This window comes from Thioclava pacifica DSM 10166 (genome assembly GCF_000714535.1).
GTDB lineage: Bacteria > Pseudomonadota > Alphaproteobacteria > Rhodobacterales > Rhodobacteraceae > Thioclava > Thioclava pacifica.
Genome location: NZ_AUND01000001.1, coordinates 563,573 through 580,858 on the forward strand (window position 1 = coordinate 563,573; position 17,286 = coordinate 580,858).

Annotated in this window: 17 protein-coding genes, 2 tRNA genes and 1 riboswitch; of the genes, 15 read left to right on the forward strand and 4 right to left on the reverse strand. The window is 64.9% G+C overall.

Going from position 1 to position 17,286, the window contains the following annotated elements; translation table 11 throughout:
- Nucleotides 1-16 precede the first annotated feature (16 nt).
- The 14 genes from lnt to TP2_RS02570 all read left to right on the forward strand — a co-directional run bounded on the left by lnt (nt 17) and on the right by TP2_RS02570 (nt 11,917).
- The gene (gene lnt, locus TP2_RS02505) at nt 17-1,582 is read left to right on the forward strand and encodes an apolipoprotein N-acyltransferase (RefSeq protein WP_038072921.1); all 1,566 of its coding nucleotides are present in this window, start codon (nt 17-19) and stop codon (nt 1,580-1,582) included.
- Between the two features lie 9 nt (nt 1,583-1,591).
- Nucleotides 1,592-1,641: riboswitch (SAM-SAH riboswitch) on the forward strand.
- A gap of 6 nt (nt 1,642-1,647) precedes the next feature.
- The gene (metK, locus tag TP2_RS02510) at nt 1,648-2,817 is read left to right on the forward strand and encodes a methionine adenosyltransferase (protein ID WP_038072922.1); all 1,170 of its coding nucleotides are present in this window, start codon (nt 1,648-1,650) and stop codon (nt 2,815-2,817) included.
- Entirely contained in the window at nt 2,814-3,275 is a 462-nt protein-coding gene (gene queF, locus TP2_RS02515) for a preQ(1) synthase (RefSeq protein WP_038072923.1), read from the forward strand. Before metK ends, queF begins: the two co-directional genes overlap by 4 nt.
- Nucleotides 3,276-3,422: 147 nt before the next feature.
- Nucleotides 3,423-3,869 (forward strand): DMT family transporter, encoded by a 447-nt coding sequence (locus TP2_RS02520; RefSeq protein WP_038072926.1) that lies wholly within the window; start codon nt 3,423-3,425, stop codon nt 3,867-3,869.
- A 47-nt stretch (nt 3,870-3,916) separates the two neighbouring features.
- Nucleotides 3,917-4,666, forward strand: coding sequence for a tRNA (guanine(46)-N(7))-methyltransferase TrmB (trmB, locus tag TP2_RS02525; RefSeq protein ID WP_038072927.1), 750 nt, complete (start codon nt 3,917-3,919; stop codon nt 4,664-4,666).
- A gap of 59 nt (nt 4,667-4,725) precedes the next feature.
- Nucleotides 4,726-6,072: a 3-phosphoshikimate 1-carboxyvinyltransferase gene (gene aroA, locus TP2_RS02530; RefSeq protein ID WP_038072928.1), complete on the forward strand. Its 1,347-nt coding sequence runs from the start codon at nt 4,726-4,728 to the stop codon at nt 6,070-6,072.
- Nucleotides 6,072-6,581 (forward strand): hypothetical protein, encoded by a 510-nt coding sequence (locus TP2_RS02535; protein ID WP_038072929.1) that lies wholly within the window; start codon nt 6,072-6,074, stop codon nt 6,579-6,581. The genes aroA and TP2_RS02535 overlap by 1 nt, the downstream gene beginning before the upstream one ends.
- Entirely contained in the window at nt 6,578-7,174 is a 597-nt protein-coding gene (locus TP2_RS02540) for a (d)CMP kinase (RefSeq protein ID WP_038072932.1), read from the forward strand. Before TP2_RS02535 ends, TP2_RS02540 begins: the two co-directional genes overlap by 4 nt.
- A 117-nt stretch (nt 7,175-7,291) precedes the next feature.
- The gene (locus tag TP2_RS02545) at nt 7,292-7,777 is read left to right on the forward strand and encodes a hypothetical protein (protein WP_157617017.1); all 486 of its coding nucleotides are present in this window, start codon (nt 7,292-7,294) and stop codon (nt 7,775-7,777) included.
- Between the two features lie 94 nt (nt 7,778-7,871).
- Nucleotides 7,872-8,423 carry a glutathione peroxidase gene (locus tag TP2_RS02550; RefSeq protein WP_084713883.1) on the forward strand — a complete coding sequence of 184 codons (552 nt, stop codon included), beginning with the start codon at nt 7,872-7,874 and terminating at the stop codon, nt 8,421-8,423.
- Nucleotides 8,424-8,637: 214 nt separating this feature from the next.
- The gene (gene rpsA, locus TP2_RS02555) at nt 8,638-10,317 is read left to right on the forward strand and encodes a 30S ribosomal protein S1 (RefSeq protein ID WP_038072935.1); all 1,680 of its coding nucleotides are present in this window, start codon (nt 8,638-8,640) and stop codon (nt 10,315-10,317) included.
- Between the two features lie 276 nt (nt 10,318-10,593).
- Nucleotides 10,594-10,881 (forward strand): integration host factor subunit beta, encoded by a 288-nt coding sequence (gene ihfB / locus TP2_RS02560; RefSeq protein WP_038072940.1) that lies wholly within the window; start codon nt 10,594-10,596, stop codon nt 10,879-10,881.
- A gap of 6 nt (nt 10,882-10,887) precedes the next feature.
- Nucleotides 10,888-11,244, forward strand: coding sequence for a lipopolysaccharide assembly protein LapA domain-containing protein (locus TP2_RS02565; protein ID WP_240473689.1), 357 nt, complete (start codon nt 10,888-10,890; stop codon nt 11,242-11,244).
- A 1-nt stretch (nt 11,245) separates the two neighbouring features.
- Nucleotides 11,246-11,917 (forward strand): phosphoribosylanthranilate isomerase, encoded by a 672-nt coding sequence (locus tag TP2_RS02570; RefSeq protein ID WP_051692127.1) that lies wholly within the window; start codon nt 11,246-11,248, stop codon nt 11,915-11,917.
- Between the two features lie 162 nt (nt 11,918-12,079).
- On the opposite strand, the gene TP2_RS02575 is transcribed toward TP2_RS02570, so the two are convergent.
- Nucleotides 12,080-13,180, reverse strand: a complete 1,101-nt coding sequence (locus tag TP2_RS02575) for an AI-2E family transporter (protein WP_240473690.1) — start codon at nt 13,178-13,180, stop codon at nt 12,080-12,082.
- A 188-nt stretch (nt 13,181-13,368) separates the two neighbouring features.
- On the opposite strand from TP2_RS02575, the gene TP2_RS02580 reads away from it, so the two are divergent.
- A tRNA-Ser gene (locus tag TP2_RS02580) sits at nt 13,369-13,458 on the forward strand.
- 199 nt (nt 13,459-13,657) lie between these two features.
- On the opposite strand, the gene TP2_RS02585 is transcribed toward TP2_RS02580, so the two are convergent.
- From TP2_RS02585 to TP2_RS02600, 3 genes are all read right to left on the reverse strand, one after another.
- A tRNA-Ser gene (locus tag TP2_RS02585) sits at nt 13,658-13,747 on the reverse strand.
- Between the two features lie 188 nt (nt 13,748-13,935).
- Nucleotides 13,936-16,026: an ATP-binding cassette domain-containing protein gene (locus TP2_RS18165; protein ID WP_084713796.1), complete on the reverse strand. Its 2,091-nt coding sequence runs from the start codon at nt 16,024-16,026 to the stop codon at nt 13,936-13,938.
- Between the two features lie 3 nt (nt 16,027-16,029).
- A complete protein-coding gene (locus TP2_RS02600) occupies nt 16,030-17,217 on the reverse strand; it encodes a sugar ABC transporter substrate-binding protein (protein WP_038072942.1) in 1,188 nt (395 codons plus the stop codon).
- Nucleotides 17,218-17,286 lie beyond the last annotated feature (69 nt).

Sequence of the window (17,286 nt, forward strand, 5' to 3'; positions counted from 1 at the left end):
GGGCTATGACGCCCCCATGATCGAGGTGATCCGAGAGGGATTTCGTGCGCCGCTGCGCCCGCGCTGGCAGGTCTTGCTGCTGGCGACGGTGCTTGGCGCGCTTTTTGCCGCCGGTCAGGCCCCGCTGGGGCTGTGGTGGCTGGCGCTGCCCGCGCTGGCCGGGGCGATCTGGATCGCGACCTCGGAACGCTGGCGCGCCTCGATGATCTGGATCGGGTTTGCGACAGGCTTCGGCTATGCGCTGGCCGCGATGTTCTGGATCGTCGAGCCCTTCATGGTCGAGGCTGATATCTACGGCTGGATGGCGCCCTTCGCTTTGGTGCTGATGGCCGCGGGGATGGGGGTGTTCTGGGCGATCGGTTTCGGGCTTGGCGCTTATGCGGGGCAGGGCCCGCGCAGCCGTGCGCTTGGTATCGCCTTGGGCATGGCAGCCTCGGATGCGCTGCGGTCTTATGTTTTTACCGGCTTTCCCTGGGTTCTGGTGGGTCATGTCTGGATCGGCACGCCGGTCGCGCAGGCGGCGGCCTTCATCGGCCCGCTCGGGCTGAGCCTGATCACGATGCTGATCGCGGCCGCGCCCGCGATGACGCGGGGGATGCGGATGGGGCCGGCGCTGGGGCTGGTGGGGGTGGCGTTGGCGGCATTGGTCGGGCTCTGGCTCGGGGGTGTCGCGCGGCTCAATGCGCCGGTCAGCCCGCGTGCCGAGCCGATCACGCTGCGCCTCGTGCAGCCCAACGCGCCGCAGGATCTCAAGTGGTTGCCGCAATACCGGATGGAGTTCTTCCAGAGGCTTCTCGATCTGACGAAGGCGCCGACTGCACCCGGCGCGCCCAAGCCCGACCTGATCGTCTGGCCCGAGACCGCCGTGCCCTTCCTGCTCGAGCGTCCGCAAGGTGGGCTTGAGATGTCGGCAGAGGCGGCGGGCGGTGTGCCGCTCGCGATGGGGATCCAGCGCGCGCAGGGCAGCCGCTATTACAATTCCCTCGCGCTGATCGGCCCGCAGGCGCAGGTCGAGGCGCTTTATGACAAGTCGCATCTGGTGCCATTTGGCGAGTACATGCCCTTCGGCGATGCGCTGGCGCAGATCGGGATCACTGCTTTCGCGGCACAGGTCGGCAATGGTTATTCGGCGGGGCCGGGGGAGAAGCTTCTGAACCTCGGCAAGCTCGGTCATGTCGCGCCGCTCATCTGCTACGAGGCGATCTTCCCGCAGGATCTGCGTGGCTTCCCGCAGCGTCCCGACTGGATCTTGCAGGTCACCAATGATGCCTGGTTCGGCACGCTGTCGGGCCCCTATCAGCACCTTGCCCAGGCCCGGCTGCGCGCGATCGAGCAGGGCCTGCCGCTCGCGCGCGACGCCAATACCGGGGTCAGCGCGATGATCGACGCGAAGGGGCGGATCACGGCGCATCTGGGGATGGATGTGATGGGCAAGCTCGATGTGGCGTTGCCACCGAGCCTGCCGCCGACGCTCTATTCCAGGTTTGGCGATGCCCCGATCATCGGACTTATCGTCGCGCTTTTGGGGCTTCTTTCAATCTTTGCGCGTATTGCCGTTGACCGGCGCCCCGCGCGACCCTAGCTATGGCGCGAACCGCCCCAACGGCTTCCTGACGGGGTGGGGATATCAACAATGGAGCACTCCCCATGGCGCGCGCGAATTACGTTTTCACCTCCGAATCCGTTTCGGAGGGGCATCCCGACAAGGTCTGTGACCGGATTTCTGATGCCGTCCTCGATGCTTTCCTGGCCGAAGAGCCGAATGCGCGCGTCGCGTGCGAGACTTTTGCCACCACCAATCAGGTCGTCGTCGGCGGCGAGGTGGGGCTGTCGGACAAGACCAAGCTCGCCGAATATCTCGAAGGCATCGACAAGATCGTGCGCGATTGCGTCAAGGATATCGGCTATGAGCAGGACGAGTTCCACTGGGCCACGCTGAAGGTCGCGAATTTCCTGCACCCGCAATCGGCCCATATCAGCCAGGGCGTGGACAAGGACGGGGCCGGCGATCAGGGGATCATGTTCGGTTATGCGACCGACGAGACGCCCGAGCTGATGCCCGCGCCGATCCACTATGCCCATGCGATCCTGCGCCGTCTGGCCGAGGCGCGCAAATCCGGCGCCGAGCCCGACCTGCGCCCCGATGCGAAATCGCAGCTTTCCGTGCGCTATGAGAATGGCCGTCCGGTGGGCGTGACGCAGATCGTGCTGTCCACGCAGCACGCCCATGAGCATCAGACCTCCGACGATATCCGCGCCATCGTCGAGCCCTATATCCGCGAGACCCTGCCCGAGGGCTGGATCACGCCGGAGACCGAATGGTGGGTGAACCCGACCGGGACCTTCGTGATCGGCGGGCCCGATGGCGATGCGGGCCTGACGGGGCGCAAGATCATCGTGGACACTTACGGCGGCGCAGCCCCGCATGGCGGCGGTGCCTTCTCGGGCAAGGACCCGACCAAGGTGGACCGCTCGGCCGCTTACGCCGCGCGTTATCTGGCGAAGAACGTGGTGGCCGCGGGTCTGGCGAAGAAATGCGTGATCCAGGTGTCTTACGCGATCGGCGTGGCCAAGCCGCTCTCTATCTATGCCGACACGTTCGGCACGGGCGAGGTGCCCGACGAGCTGATCGAGAAGGCCGTGGGCGAGGTGATGGACCTCACGCCCAAGGGCATCCGCGACACGCTCGATCTGTGCAAGCCGATCTATGCGCGCACTGCGGCCTATGGCCATTTCGGCCGCGCGCCCGAGGCCGATGGTGGCTTTTCCTGGGAGAAGACCGACCTGACCGAGGCGCTGAAGAGGGCCGTGTCGTGAGCACCGATACCTCGGGTCTGACCCAGCTGGGTCAGGCGACCGAGCTGCCGCAATCGCCCGAGGAGGCGGTGCTGGAGCGCGTGCCCCAGCCGCGCGCGGGCGAGCGATATCTCGTACGGTTCACCGCGCCCGAGTTCACCTCGCTCTGCCCGCTGACCGGCCAGCCGGATTTCGCGCATATCATGATCGACTATGTGCCGCGCGACTGGCTGGTGGAGAGCAAATCGCTCAAGCTGTTCCTCGGTTCGTTCCGCAATCACGGGGCGTTCCACGAGGATTGCTCGGTGATGATCGGCCAGCGGCTGCGCGATCTGCTCGATCCCGAATGGCTGCGCATCGGCGCCTATTGGTATCCGCGCGGCGGCATTCCGATCGACGTGTTCTGGCAGTCCGGCCCGCAGCCCACGGATCTGTGGATCCCCGATCAGGGCGTGCCGCCCTATCGCGGGCGGGGCTGAGAGGCGGAAAGGTCGAGGGGGCGCTGCCCCCGCTCGCGCTGCGAGCCCCCCGAGATATTTCGATCAAGAAGAAGCGGCCCGAGGCAAGAGGGCTTGAGACGGCGGGACTTCCGCGCCACTCTCCGCTGCAAACCGAAGGATAGACCCATGCCCGACGCCTTGCGCTACGCCGCTATCATGCTTGCCGCCGGGATCGGCATTCCCCTTCTGGCCGCTCTGAATGCTCAGCTTGGCAGCCGTATCGGGGCGCCGGCCGTGGCGGCGGTGGTGCTGTTTTGCGTGGCGCTTGGCGGTGCTGTGGCGGCGATGATGGTCACCTCGGGCCCCTCGGCCATCGCGCGCCTGCCGAGCCAGCCCTGGTATCTGTTCCTCGCGGGGCTTCTCGTCGCCTTCTACGTCATCTCGATCACCTTCGTCGCGCCGAAATTCGGGGTCGGAAACGCGGTGTTCTTCGTGCTGCTCGGTCAGATGATCTCGGCAGCGATGATTGACCAGTTCGGCCTCTTCGGCGCGATCGTGCGCCCGATCACCCTGATGCGCGGCGCGGGGATCGGGTTCATGTGCCTCGGCCTCTTCCTGATCCAGAAGGCCTGAGCCGAAAGGCTTGAGTTTTCCGCCGCGCACGGCTAGAGGCCCGGCCCATGAACGAGCATGACGACAATCCCGAGCAGCCCTGGCGCAACTTCTATGGTCGCCGTCACGGCAAGACCCTGAACAAGGCGCAGAAAGACTATCTGCGCGAGGATCTGCCGCGCCTGCGCCCCGGCGCGGTGGGGTGGAAGGAAAATCCCGACCGCCTGCCGCTCGACATGGAGGCGCGCTTTCACGGCAAGCCGGTCTGGCTGGAAGTCGGCTTCGGCGGCGGCGAGCATCTGGCGCATATGGCGCAGACCTACCCCGAGGTGGAGATCATCGGCTGCGAGCCTTTCGTGAACGGCGTCGCGATGCTGCTGGGCAAGCTGCGCCGCGAGGGGATCACGAATGTCGCGGTCCATCCGGGCGATGCGCGCGACCTGATGGACGTGCTGCCCGAGGGCTCGATCTCGAAGGCGTTTCTCCTTTATCCCGACCCCTGGCCGAAATCGAAGCACCACCGCAGGCGGTTCGTCACGCCAGAGCATCTCGAACCGCTGCACCGCGCGCTGAAACCCGGCTCCGAGTTCCGCGTCGCGACCGATATTCCCGATTACGTCCGCCAGACCGTCGAGGAAGTGCCCAAAGCCGGGTTCGAACCGCTTTTCGAGGTGCCCGCCGCGTTCGATTTCGACGACCCGCAGAATGTCTCGGGCGATTGGGACACGCCCTGGGGTGACTGGCTCTCGACGCGCTACGAGCAAAAGGCGCTGCGCGAGGGCCGCAAACCGCATTACCTGACCTATCGGCGGATCTGAGCCCTTCCGCCGCCCGTGAGATCGCGCTAACAGGGGCGCGATGAAATGAGGGAGGCGACATGTCCGGCCACGGCACCCCGATCAAGATGACCTCGCGCAAATGCGGCCCTCTCATGGGCACGGCCGAGGTTCCCGGCGACAAGTCGATCAGCCACCGCGCGCTGATCCTCGGCGCGCTCTCGGTGGGCGAGACGAAGATCACCGGCCTGCTGGAAGGCGAGGACGTGTTGGATACGGCCAAGGCCATGCGCGCTTTCGGGGCCGAGGTCACGCAGCACGGGCCGGGCAGCTGGTCGGTCCATGGCGTGGGCGTGGGGGGCTTTGCCGAGCCCGAAAACATCATCGATTGCGGCAATTCCGGCACGGGTGTGCGTCTGATCATGGGGGCGATGGCAACCGCGCCGATCACCGCGACCTTCACCGGGGACGGGTCTTTGCGCAAACGCCCGATGGGGCGGGTGACCGATCCGATTTCGCTCTTCGGCGCGCAGGCTTACGGGCGCCATGGCGGGCGGCTGCCGATGACCATCGTGGGTGCCAAGACCCCGGCGCCGGTGCGCTACACGACGCCGATGGCCTCGGCGCAGGTGAAATCCGCGGTGCTTCTGGCGGGGCTGAACGCGCCGGGCCAGACCGTCGTGATCGAGAAGACTGCGACGCGTGACCATACCGAGCGGATGCTGCGTGGCTTCGGTGCCGAGATCACCACCGAGGTGACCGATGAAGGCCATGTCATCACCCTGCAGGGCCAACCGGAACTGGTTGCGCAAGAGGTCGCCGTGCCGCGCGATCCGAGTTCTGCCGCCTTCCCGGTCTGCGCGGCGCTGATCGTGCCGGGCTCGGAAATCGTGGTGCCGGGCGTCAGCCAGAACCCGACCCGCAACGGGCTTTTCATCACGCTCAAGGAAATGGGCGCCGACATCAGTTTCGAGAATGAGCGCGAAGAGGGCGGCGAGCCGGTTGCCGATCTGCGCGTGCGCTACTCGAAACTGCACGGGATTGATGTTCCGGCAGAGCGCGCCTCGGCACAGATCGACGAATATCCCGTCCTTGCGGTCGTCGCGGCCTTCGCAGACGGCGTGACCCGGATGCCCGGCGTGCATGAGCTGCGCGTGAAGGAAAGCGACCGGATCGACGCAATGGCGCGCGGGCTCGAAGCCAATGGCGTAAAGATCGAAGAAGACGACGACACGCTGATCGTACATGGCTGCGGCCCCGAGGGCGTGCCCGGCGGCGGCACCGCGGCCACCCATCTCGACCACCGCATCGCGATGAGCTTCATGGTGCTTGGGATGGCTGCGCAAAAGCCCGTCTCGGTCGATGACGGCTCGCCCATCGCGACCTCTTTCCCGATCTTCGAGGATCTGATGGCCGGGCTTGGCGCCGAGATCGCTCGGGCCGACTGATGCGCCGGGCGCAGGTCGCCTTTGTCCTGCTCGCGGCCCTGACGGGGGCGGTCTATCTGGCGATGACGCTCGTCACCTTGCCGCATCTTCGGGAGGCTGCGGGCGGTCTGGCGCCGTTCGATCTGCGTCCGGGGGGCTACAGTGCTGCGCAGGCCCGCGCGTTTCTCGATGCGCTCGATGCTCCGGCGCGACAGTATTATCTCTCGGTCCAGCAGCGGCTCGATCTTGTCTTTCCCGCTCTGGAGGCGGTGACGCTGATCTTCGCGTTCCGCGCCCTTGCGACGGGGTGGCTTGCCGTGGGTTTGTCGGTCATGGCGGGTCTTGGCGCCGTGTTCGACTATCTCGAAAATCATGCCGTTGCCGCATTGCTGCGGGCCGACACCGTCACGGATGACATGATCGTTCGTGCGAGCGGATGGACGGTTCTGAAAAGCGTCGCGGTCACTTTAAGCCTGACGGCCTTGGCGCTATTGACCCTGCGAGCAGTTTATTTTCGGATGAGACGATGAAATTCACGGTAGCCATCGACGGGCCGGCCGCCGCCGGCAAGGGCACGATCAGCAGGGCTGTGGCTGCTCGTTTCGGCTTTGCCCATCTCGATACTGGCGCGCTTTATCGCGCCGTGGGGGTGAAGGCGCAGGCCGGGGGGCTCGATCCGGTCGCGGCGGCGCGGGGGCTGTGCCCCGAGGATCTTGCGCGGGACGATCTGCGCACGCTGGAGGCGGGGCAGGCGGCCTCGATCGTCGCCGCGATCCCGGAGGTGCGCGCGGCTCTCGTCGATTTCCAGCGCGAGTTTGCGCGGCGTGAGGGCGGCGCGGTGCTCGACGGGCGCGATATCGGCACGGTGATTTGCCCTGAGGCGGAGGTGAAGCTGTTCGTCACTGCCTCGGCCGAGGTGAGGGCGCATCGCCGCTGGCTGGAGGTTGGCGGCGACGAGGCGGAGGTTCTGGCGCAGGTGCGCGAGCGTGACGCGCGCGACATGAACCGCGCTGATGCGCCTTTGCGTCCGGCCGAAGACGCGCTGGTGCTCGACACCTCCGATCTGAGCATCGAGGATGCGGTGGCGCGCGCTTGCGAGGCGGTTTCGCAAAAGCTCGGCTGACTGGTCACGGCCTGCGCGGCTTCCTATATTCGGGCGATGATCCGCCTTGTCTTGATCTTTTTGTTGCTAGCCGCGCCTCTGCGAGCCGAGACCCGACCCGAGGGGCTTCTTTGGTCGGTGAGCGAGCTGCCGCGTACCATGCCCTTGCAGATCAAGACCGCGCCGGGGCTCGATTACTACCTCGTGTTGCGTGAGGCCGCGACGGGCCGGGATGTGATCGGCGCCTACGCGCGCGGCGGCGAGTTCTTTCGTCTGCTCGTGCCGCCGGGGCAGTTCGAGCTGCAATTCGCGATTGGCGCGCCTCAGGATTGGCAGGGTCCGGGAGATCTTTTCGGGCCGGATACGCAGCGGCTTCGCCTCGATCCACCGCTTGGCTTCGGGGTGACGGGCTATGCGCGCAAAGGCGGGCATCTGCTGGATCTGCGCAATCTCGACCAGATCGCGGAGCGCTCGCTTGGAATTTGCCAGCGTCTCGCGCTCGATCCCGAAAGCGTGAGCGTGACGCCGGACGCTCCGATGCCCGGCGTAACCCCCCGTGATCCCAACGAGATTCCTGAAGCAAAAGTGCCGCAGTATCGCAAGATCAGCCGGATCTGTGATTGAATAAACGGTGCATATGAAATACATCTTCACAAAAGGGTGAACCAAATCGCCTGTTTTGCGTTAAGCAGTCAGGAACAACTTGAGGATGATTTCGATGGCCGCCCGCTTTGTTGCAGCACTTCTGACCTTCGTGATGTTCGCTTTGCCGCTGCGTGCCGACATGCCCGCGCCGGGAGATCTGCAATTCGATCTTGTCGAGGGAGAGCAGGTGAGCCTTGCCGATTACCGGGGCAAGGTGGTGCTGGTGGTGAACACGGCGTCGAAGTGCGGCTATGCCCCTCAATTCTCCGAGCTTCAGACGCTGGCCGATCGCTACGGGTCGCAAGGGCTGGTGATCCTCACCGTGCCCTCGAATGATTTCAGACAGGAATTGTCGAGCGGGGAAGAGGCCAAACGCTACTGCGCGATGACCTTCGGGGCGGATCTGCCGATGGCGCAGATCACTTCGGTAAAGGGGAAGGGGGCGCACCCGTTCTATAGCTGGCTGCGCGAGGCAAAGGGCTTCGAGCCGAGTTGGAACTTCAACAAGGTGTTGCTCGGTCGTGACGGGCAGGTGATCGAGACCTATCCGGCCTCGGCCAAGCCGCTGTCGGACTGGATGGTTGGCGATCTCGAGAGGGCGCTGGCGGGACCGGTTCAAGGCTGAGCCTGCGCGCGCACCCGCCCGAGGCAGATGCGAAACCTTCTGAATAAGGCAATAAACGCTTGCTGTATTGGGAAATCGCGCCTATATCGGCGCGGTCCGAGAGGGTCGGGATTTCCCGGCACTCGCATTTTTGCATTTCGGGCTGCTCAACGAAAGACCGGCGGAGACAACCGCATGGCCAGAAAACCAATGCTGTAAAGGAAACTGTAAACGCATGTCGCATACTGCAAGCATGGAAGAATTCGAAGCTCTTCTGAACGAGAGCCTCGAGATCGACACCCCCCAAGAGGGTTCGGTTGTCAAAGGCAAGGTCATCGCCATCGAGGCGGGCCAGGCCATCATCGATGTCGGCTACAAGATGGAAGGCCGCGTCGAACTCAAAGAATTCGCCAACCCGGGCGAGGCTCCGCAGATCGCCGTGGGCGATGAGGTGGAAGTCTATCTCGACCGCGTTGAAAACGCTCGTGGCGAGGCCGTGATCTCGCGCGAGAAGGCGCGTCGTGAAGAGGCCTGGGATCGCCTCGAAGCCGCTTACGCAAAGGAAGAGCGCGTCGAAGGCGCGATCTTCGGTCGCGTCAAGGGTGGCTTCACCGTCGATCTCGGCGGCGCTGTCGCGTTCCTTCCCGGCTCGCAGGTTGACGTGCGCCCCGTGCGCGACGCCGGCCCGCTCATGGGTCTCAAGCAGCCGTTCCAGATCCTCAAGATGGACCGTCGTCGCGGCAACATCGTTGTCTCGCGCCGCGCGATCCTCGAAGAGAGCCGCGCCGAACAGCGCGCCGAAGTCATCGCCAACCTCTCCGAAGGTCAGGTTGTCGAGGGCGTCGTCAAGAACATCACCGAATACGGTGCGTTCGTTGACCTCGGCGGTGTTGACGGCCTGCTGCACGTCACCGACATGGCGTGGCGCCGCGTGAACCACCCGTCCGAGATCCTCTCGATCGGCGAGACCGTGAAGGTCCAGGTCGTGAAGATCAACAAGGACACCCACCGCATCTCGCTGGGCATGAAGCAGCTCCAGTCGGATCCGTGGGATTCGGTGGAATCGAAGTTCCCGCTGGGTTCGGTCCACACCGGCCGCGTGACCAACATCACCGACTACGGCGCGTTCGTCGAGCTGGAGCCGGGTGTCGAAGGTCTCGTCCACGTCTCGGAAATGTCCTGGACCAAGAAGAACGTGCACCCCGGCAAGATCGTCTCGACCTCGCAGGAAGTGGACGTCATGGTCCTCGAGATCGATCCGGCCAAGCGCCGCGTGTCGCTGGGTCTCAAGCAGACCATGCGCAACCCGTGGGAAGTCTTCGCGGAAACCCACCCGGTCGGCACCGTCATCGAAGGCGAAGTCAAGAACATCACCGAATTCGGTCTGTTCATCGGCCTCGACAACGACATCGACGGCATGGTGCACCTGTCGGATCTCAGCTGGGATCAGCGCGGTGAGGATGCCATCCAGTCGTACCGCAAGGGCGACATGGTCAAGGCGGCCGTCACCGAGGTCGACACCGACAAGGAGCGTATCTCGCTCTCGATCAAGGCGCTTGACGCCGACACCTTCTCGGATGCCGTTGACGGCGTGAAGCGTGGCTCGGTCGTCACCGTGACCGTCACCGCGATCGAGGATGGCGGGATCGAAGTGGAATACAACGGCATGAAGTCGTTCATCCGCCGCTCGGATCTGGCCCGTGATCGCGCCGACCAGCGCCCCGAGCGCTTCCAGGTTGGTGACCACGTCGATGTGCGCGTGACCAATGTCGACAGCAAGACCCGCAAGCTCGGCGTGTCGATCAAGGCGCGCGAGATCGCCGAAGAGAAGGAAGCCGTGGAGCAGTACGGCTCGTCCGACTCGGGCGCCTCGCTCGGCGACATCCTGGGCGCTGCGCTCAAGGGCGACAACTAAGAGATCGGGCCGCAAGGCACGTAGAAAGGCCCCGCCAGACCGGCGGGGCCTTTTGCTTTACCCGATTCGCAACTTGCGCGCCGGATCGGTGCTGCGCCGCATTTTCTGCAAATGCGAAGGCGCAAAATTTAGCCGAGAGGGCGCTAGAGGCACGTTTTCACATGGATTTTCCGGGTCTTTCCTGTTCCGCCATCGCGGGAATGCTCCTATAGTCGTAAAAAGTCACGCGTAAGAATCCGGGAAGAACCCGGTAATTGGCCCGTGGGGGGAACACAGATGATCCGCTCTGAGTTGATCGCCAAGATTTCCGAGGAAAACCCGCATCTGTTTCAGCGGGATGTCGAAAAGATCGTGAATACGATCTTCGACGAGATCACCGAAGCGCTCGCCAGTGGCGACCGCGTCGAGTTGCGCGGCTTCGGAGCCTTCTCGGTGAAGAAGCGCGACGCGCGCACGGGCCGCAACCCGCGCACCGGCGATGCGGTCGAGGTCGAGGAAAAACACGTCCCCTTCTTCAAGACCGGCAAGCTGCTGCGCGACCGGCTGAACGGGAATGAGGAATAAGAGCACATGATACGCGCCCTGCGGCTGCTGTTTCTTGGCCTTCTGGCCGTGATCCTGATCGGGTTGGCGCTGGCCAATCGCGACATCGTCACCCTGCGCGTCCTGCCTCTTGAGGCGGGTCAGTTTCTTGGCATGAGCTGGGCAGTGCAGGTACCGCTCTTTCTCGTGATCCTCGCGGGCGTGATCCTGGGGTTGCTGATCGGCTTCGTCTGGGAATGGCTGCGCGAGGCCAAGCTGCGCCGTACGGCGGTACGCGCGACGCGCAAGGCCTCGATGCTTGAAGCCGAGGTCAAGACCCTGCGCCACGAGACCAAGGGTCCGCAGGACGAGGTTCTCGCCCTGATCGAGCAACCCTCGCGCTGAGATGACCACCGTCGCCATCGACAGAGGCGCACCGGGAGCGGTGCGCGTGAAAATCTGCGGGCTACGTACCGCCGAGGATGTCGCCGCCGCGGTCGAGGCCGGGGCGCGCTATCTCGGCTTCGTCTTCTTCCCGAAATCGCCGCGCCATCTCGAGATCGCCACGGCACGTGATCTCGCGATCGAGGTGCCGCCGGGCGTGGCCAAGGTGGCGCTGACGGTCAATGCGAGCGACACGGAACTGGCTGCGATCTGCGATGCGGTGCCGCTCGACATGTTGCAGCTCCATGGCTCCGAGAGCCCCGAGCGCGTGGCCGAGATCCGCCGTCGCTTCGGGCTGCCGGTAATGAAGGCGGTCGGGGTAGCCGAGGCTGCCGATCTGCCGAAGATCGCGGAATACGAGGCCGTCGCCGATCAGATCCTGCTCGATGCGAAAGCACCCAAGGGCGCGGCGCTTCCGGGCGGCAATGGGCTTGCTTTCGACTGGCGACTGATCGCGGGGCGAACCTGGGAGAAACCCTGGATGCTCGCAGGCGGGCTCACGCCCGAGAATGTGGGGGAAGCGATCCGCCTGACCGGGGCGCGGCAGGTCGATGTCTCCTCGGGCGTGGAGAGCGCGCCGGGCGTGAAGGATCCGGACCGGATCCGCGCCTTCTTCGCGGCCGTAAAGAGCTGAGAGGGGGGCAGGGGCTCTGCCCCTCGGTCCTGCGGCCCTCACCCCGAGATATTTAGATCAAGAAGAAGGCCAATAGTGGGGCCGCGCCCAGTTTCGAGTGCCCGGAACATCCGGGGGGGCTCGCCGCGTGCGAGGGGGCGGCGCCGTCTTTACGCGCGGTTGTCAGTGATCCGTGTCGGGTAGGCCTTCACGCGATAGCAGCACCGCAAGTGGACGCAGTCGCGGGCTTTGCGCGCAGATGATCATCAGCGCCACCATGATCGGGACGGCGAGAAACATCCCCGGCAACCCCCAGACCGCTCCCCAAAAGGCCAGCGAGATGATGATCCCGAAGCTCGAGAGGCGCAGCGCATGGCCCATCAGCATCGGGTCGATCACATTGCCGATAACGAATTGCAAAAAGCCGATCGCGACCAGCACCGAGCCCGCCGAATAAGGGTTCTGGGTGAGCACATAGACCGCAAGCGCGGCAATGATCGTCGCGATGATCGACCCGATCGAAGGGATGAAGTTGAGCGCGAAGGTGATGATCGCGACGGGCACGGCAAGGTCGAACCCGCCATAGGTGAAGACGCCGTAGACGGCGACGGCGGTCACGGCGCTCACGATGGCTTTCACAAGCAGGTAGTGGTTCACCCGGCGCATGATCGAGCCCACCATGCGCGAGATCTTCTCGGCGCGGTCGGGATCGCCCATCAGGCTGAGCAGTTTCGCGTCGAACCAGATCCGCTCGGCGAAGAGAAAGCCCACGAAGAGGATGATCAGGATCGTTGCAGAGAGCAGGTTCGAGGCTTGCCCGGCGAGCGTCGTGAGATAGCCCGCGACCTGAATCTTCTGCATCGAGGCGAGCACCGATTGCTCGACCTCGGGGCCCATCCAGCCGAAGAGCTGCGCAATGGCTTTCTGCGCGGGCCCGGCATAGTTGAGGATCATCGTGACCACGGTGTTGACCTGGCTGATCAGCACGGCGGTGAGGGTCAGCAGCCCCCCCGCGATCAGCGCCAGAGCTACCAGCGAGGCCACCCGTGGCGGGATCCGCAGCGGGCCGATCCGCAGCCGCCCGACCGCGTTGATCGCCTCGGAGGTCAGCGAGAACAGGATGATCGCGATGGCGAGCGAGATCAGGATGAACTTCGCCTGCACCATCAGGAAGAGAACAAGCGCGAAGGCGATGATTCCCAGCAGCACATTGGTCAGCTGGCGCGGCTCGTGGCGGCGCGTTTCGATCAGGGCGGGAGTGCCCTCATCGGGTTGGTCCTTCATCTTCATCTCGTCCCGAGCCATTCCCCAGCGCCGCCTTGGTTCGACGGCGTTTTCAGGCCCCATGCTAGGGGGGCACTGCCGGGGGCGCAAGCGGTGGAGGGGTACGAAACGGGGTGGCGTGTGCTTCGTGACCATTTATCGGGATCGGCTCTTGCATCCTGCCCGGATTTGCGGCTAAACCCGCCGGCGGAGAGGTGGCCGAGTGGTCGAAGGCGCACGCCTGGAAAGTGTGTAGGCGGGGAACCGTCTCGAGGGTTCGAATCCCTTCCTCTCCGCCATTATTATCAGAAAATTCGGATTTGAACGTGGTCCGCGGTGTGGTGGAGCGCGGTCAGCGCTTGCATGCGGTTTCGGTTGATCTCTGCGAGATTGCTCGAAGATCGATGTGATGATCCGCTGGGGAAGATGCGCCATCCTGCGCATGAGGCAGGGCCATCCCTTGGCGCTTCTCGACGCGCGGTTCGTGAAATCTGGTGATGGCGGAGACGAAGGGATTCGAACCCTCGAGACGGTTTCCCGCCTACTCCCTTAGCAGGGGAGCGCCTTCGACCACTCGGCCACGTCTCCGTCGACCCGTATAGGGATGGTGCCGGGGGGAGACAAGCGGTTTTTCGGGCGATTTTCGGAGCTTTGCGATTTCGCGTTCAGCGCGGGTGCGGGTGTTGAGAGGGCGCGTAGGGATGACGTAACGGACGATGACAAACGCGCGCGAGAACCTCGCGCGCGTTCGTGTTGCAAACCTTGGTTCGAAAGCGTCAGCGGGCGGTTTCGCCGCGCCGGCGCACGACCACATCCACCGTGATCGAGGCCAGAAGCACCGCCGCCGTCGCCATCAGCTGCACCGCCGCCGGAAGGCCCAGAAGCGCCATGCCGTTGACGATGGCCGCGATGACCACGCCGCCGAGGATCGCGTGCAGCGGATGGCCGCGCCCGCCGAAGAGCGACGTGCCCCCGATCACCGCCGTGGCGACGACATAGAGCACGATCGTGCCGCCGTCGAAGCTCGTCGAGATCGAGCGCAGGCGCGAGGCGTAGAGGATCCCCCCAAGCCCCGCCGTCGTGGCCGCCAGCGTGAAGGCAGCGGTGCGGATCAGGCGCAGGTTGATGCCCGCGCGGCGTGCAGCCTCGGCATTGCCGCCGATGGCGAGCACGTAGCGGCCGAACTTCAGCTTGCCGAGCAGGAAGGACCAGGCCAGCAGCACCGCGAAGACGATCGGGATCACCCAGGGCATGCCCGAGAGCGGGAAGCGCGCCACGCCCCGGTTCATGTTCGAGATCACCACCAGAACCACGCCCGCCAGCACCGCAGCCCCGATCTTCATCAGCGTCAGCCCGACCGGCGGAGCGACCAGCCCATGCGCCCGGCGCTTGGCATCCTTGCGGAAGGTCATGAGCGCATAGATCGCGACCACGATCCCGGTCATCGCCCAGCCCATCGGCACGCTCAGCGTGCCATTGGCAAAGTTGTTGATCGTCTCATTGGCGATCGGGATCGTGCCGCCCGCGCCCAGAAGCTGGATCATCAGCCCGTTGAAGCCCAGAAGGCCCGCCAGCGTCACCACGAAGGAGGGCAGCTTCAGCCGGGTAATCAGCGTGCCCTGGAAGATGCCCAGCACCGCCGTCACGCCAAGCCCCGCCGCGACCGCCGCCCACCAGGGCCAATCGGTGCCCGGCGCCACCAGCAGCGTCGCCACCGTCGCGCCGATCCCGGCCACGAAGCCAAGCGACAGGTCGATCTCGCCCAAGAGCAGCACGAAGACCTGCCCCATCCCGATCATCATGAAGACCGAACCCTGCACCAGCAGGTTCACGATATTGCCCGGCGAGAGGAATTTCGGGTTCTGGAGCTGGAAGATCAGCGAGATCAGCACGAAGCCGAGCACGACCGGCAGCACGCCGCTCTCGCCCGCCTTGATCTTCGACCATGTGCGCGACATGTAGGCGGCGAAACTCTCGTCATTGCCGTTCGCGACCACCGCCGCCGGGCCGCTCTCGCCGGAAGCCTCGCGTTGGGCGGCGACCTCCTTGGCGTTCTCGGCTGCGATCGAGGCGGCGGCGCGCATCGCGCCGGGCTCGACGACATGATCGGATTTGCCCGTGGTCATCAGCTCGACCACGCGCTGGGTGTCGTAATCCTCGATCGGGCCCTGGCTGACCATCTCGCCCAGCCGCAGGATCGCGATATTGTCCGAGACCGCGAAGACATCGTTGAGGTTGTGCGAGATCATCACCACCGCGAGGCCCTGATCGGCCAGACGGCGCACAAGCTGCAGAACCTGCCCGGTCTGCGCCACGCCAAGCGCGGCCGTGGGCTCGTCGAGGATCACCAGCTTGGAATTCCACATCACGGCCTTGGCGACCGCGATCGACTGGCGCTGCCCGCCCGAAAGCGCCGAGACCGGCGCGCGGATCGAGCGCAGGGTGGTCACGCGCAGCCCTTGCAGGGTCTCGGCGGCGGCGCGCTCCATCGCGTCCTCGTCGAGCATCCCGTTGGTCAGGATCTCGCGCCCGAGAAACATGTTCTGCACCACGTCGAGATTGTCGCACAGCGCGAGGTCCTGATAGACGACCTCGATGCCCAGCTCGGCACTGTCGCGCGGCGAGCGGACACGCACCACCTCGCCATCCCATTCGATCTCGCCGCCATCGGCTTCATGGATGCCGGCGATGGTTTTCGTCAGCACGGATTTGCCCGCGCCATTGTCACCGACCAGTGCGGTCACCTCGCCGGGGCGGACCTCGAAGTCCACCCCGCTCAGCGCCTGCACCGCGCCGAAACGCTTCTCCAGGCCCCGGATGCGAAGGATCGCATCGCGGGACCCGGTCCCGTTACCCGTGTCGCGCATGTCTTACGACTGCCCGATGCCGGCGGCTTTACACGCGCCCGCCGCATCGCCGGTGCAGAGCTTCGCGCTATCCACGAAGTTGTCCTTCACCACGGTCGCGGCCATGTTCTTCGGCGTGACCCAGATCGGCACCATCAGGATCGAGGGCACCTCGGCCTTCTGTGCGCTGTCCATCGTCTGGCCGTTCACCAGACCCTCGGGGGGCGTGTCACTCGCGCGAAGATAGAGCGCAAGGGCTGCTGCCGCCTGAGCCTCGAGATAGATCGGCTTGTAGACCGTGCCGCACTGATAGCCGGTCAGGATGTTCTGCAGACCCGTCAGCGTGGCGTCCTGACCGGTGGTCGGGAAGGCCTTGGCAGGCACATGCAGGGTCTTGAGGTAAGAGATGACGGCGTTCGCGTTGTCATCGTTGGGCGTCACGACGGCATTGATGTTCTCATGCGCGGTGAATTGCTGTTCGAAAGTGGTGCGCGCCACCGACGGGTCCCAGCTGCCCGCGGGCTCGCCGGCGTTCTTGTATGTGCCGTCTTTGAACATCGGCGACAGCACATCCATGTAGCCCTGCTTGAAGAGCGTGGCGTTGTTGTCGTCGGGCGAGCCGGCCATCACGAGGATATCGGGCTTGTCGATCTTCCAGTCGGCGAGACACTCTTCCATGCCCTTGCCGATCAGCTTGCCGACGGCGACATTGTCGAAGCTGACATAATAGTCGCGCGAGCCGCCCACGGTCAGGCGGTCATAGTCGATGACCTTCACACCATGTTCGGCGGCGTATTTCTCGACCGCAGCACCGCCGCCCGAGGAGATCGGGTCGAGCAAGAGCACCGTCGCGCCCTGCGAAATATCGGTCTGCGCCTGGGTCAGCTGGTCGGCCTCGGAGCCCTGTGCGTTGGTGATGATAAGGTCATCCGCCGACAGGCCCGCCGCCGCGAAGGCTTTCTTCAGATAGGGCGCATCGAACGAGGTGTAGCGCGCCGAGCTGGCCGTGTCGGGCAGCAGAACCCCGACCTTGCCCGTGCCCTTGGCCGTCACGTCCTTGAGCTGCGCCATCGCGGCGAAATCCGCGCCGAAGTCGGATGCTTTCACGGAACCGGCCTGTGCGGCCCCGGCGATCAGCCCGAGCGCGAGAAGGCTCGTGCCCGCAAGGCCCGCGGTCTTGGAAAGTCGCGCGCGACGATTGGTCTGTGTCATGGTTTCCTCCTGGGGCCGGGCGTCTCCTCCATTTGCGGCGGGATCTCCCGGTCCGCCTCCCTGCGCGGC

Coding starts and splice junctions, on each gene's coding strand:
- aroA (WP_038072928.1), top strand. CDS start 4,726: ATGTCCGGCCACGGCACCCCGATCAAGATGACCTCGCGCAAATGCGGC.
- trmB (WP_038072927.1), top strand. CDS start 3,917: ATGAACGAGCATGACGACAATCCCGAGCAGCCCTGGCGCAACTTCTAT.
- TP2_RS02550 (WP_084713883.1), top strand. CDS start 7,872: ATGGCCGCCCGCTTTGTTGCAGCACTTCTGACCTTCGTGATGTTCGCT.
- TP2_RS02600 (WP_038072942.1), bottom strand. CDS start 17,217: ATGACACAGACCAATCGTCGCGCGCGACTTTCCAAGACCGCGGGCCTT.
- TP2_RS02570 (WP_051692127.1), top strand. CDS start 11,246: ATGACCACCGTCGCCATCGACAGAGGCGCACCGGGAGCGGTGCGCGTG.
- metK (WP_038072922.1), top strand. CDS start 1,648: ATGGCGCGCGCGAATTACGTTTTCACCTCCGAATCCGTTTCGGAGGGG.
- TP2_RS02575 (WP_240473690.1), bottom strand. CDS start 13,180: ATGAAGGACCAACCCGATGAGGGCACTCCCGCCCTGATCGAAACGCGC.
- TP2_RS02565 (WP_240473689.1), top strand. CDS start 10,888: ATGATACGCGCCCTGCGGCTGCTGTTTCTTGGCCTTCTGGCCGTGATC.
- lnt (WP_038072921.1), top strand. CDS start 17: ATGATCGAGGTGATCCGAGAGGGATTTCGTGCGCCGCTGCGCCCGCGC.
- rpsA (WP_038072935.1), top strand. CDS start 8,638: ATGTCGCATACTGCAAGCATGGAAGAATTCGAAGCTCTTCTGAACGAG.
- TP2_RS02520 (WP_038072926.1), top strand. CDS start 3,423: ATGCCCGACGCCTTGCGCTACGCCGCTATCATGCTTGCCGCCGGGATC.
- TP2_RS02540 (WP_038072932.1), top strand. CDS start 6,578: ATGAAATTCACGGTAGCCATCGACGGGCCGGCCGCCGCCGGCAAGGGC.
- TP2_RS18165 (WP_084713796.1), bottom strand. CDS start 16,026: ATGCGCGACACGGGTAACGGGACCGGGTCCCGCGATGCGATCCTTCGC.
- ihfB (WP_038072940.1), top strand. CDS start 10,594: ATGATCCGCTCTGAGTTGATCGCCAAGATTTCCGAGGAAAACCCGCAT.
- TP2_RS02535 (WP_038072929.1), top strand. CDS start 6,072: ATGCGCCGGGCGCAGGTCGCCTTTGTCCTGCTCGCGGCCCTGACGGGG.